At 66.6% G+C, this 518-nt stretch carries 1 protein-coding gene; it reads right to left on the bottom strand.

Features of this window, described 5'->3' with window-relative positions; translation table 11 throughout:
* A partial coding sequence (locus tag JHN45_RS52445; protein ID WP_201056580.1) for a cytosine permease occupies positions 1 to 518 on the bottom strand: 518 nt, incomplete at both ends.

Genomic DNA, 518 nt, shown 5'->3' with positions numbered 1-518 from the left:
TGAAGACCTGGAGCGCGTCCGGGTCGTACCAGCCGCGACGGGTGTAGAAGCCGAGCATCATCACGACCATCCACGGTGTGGTGCACGTGATGATCATCGTGGCGAAGGTGGAGATCGACTGCACGAGGTCGAGCCCGAAGCGCCCGATGAAGATGAAGGCGATGGACAGCACGCCGACCAGCAGCGTCGCCTGGACCCGTGACAGCCGGGGGAACACCGACGAGAAGTCGAGCCCGGTGCCGTAGAGCGAGGTCGTGCCCGTGGACATGCCGCCGATCAGGGCCAGCAGACAGACCGGCAGGAAGAACCAGCTCGGCGAGATGGCGAGGAGGCCGCCCACGAAGTCGGGGGCGGACGGGTCGACGTACTTGGGGGCCTTCGTGGCGATGATGCTGGCGGTCGCCAGGCCGAAGACGAACGGCAGCAGCGTCGCCATCTGGGACAGGAACGCGGCCCCAACTACTTTGCGACGCGGGGTGTTTGCCGGGATGTAGCGCGACCAGTCGCCGAGGAACGCG

The sequence above is a fragment of the Streptomyces sp. MBT53 genome (assembly GCF_016654115.1).
Lineage (GTDB): Bacteria > Actinomycetota > Actinomycetes > Streptomycetales > Streptomycetaceae > Streptomyces.
This window is presented reverse-complemented; position numbering and strand designations above follow the sequence as displayed.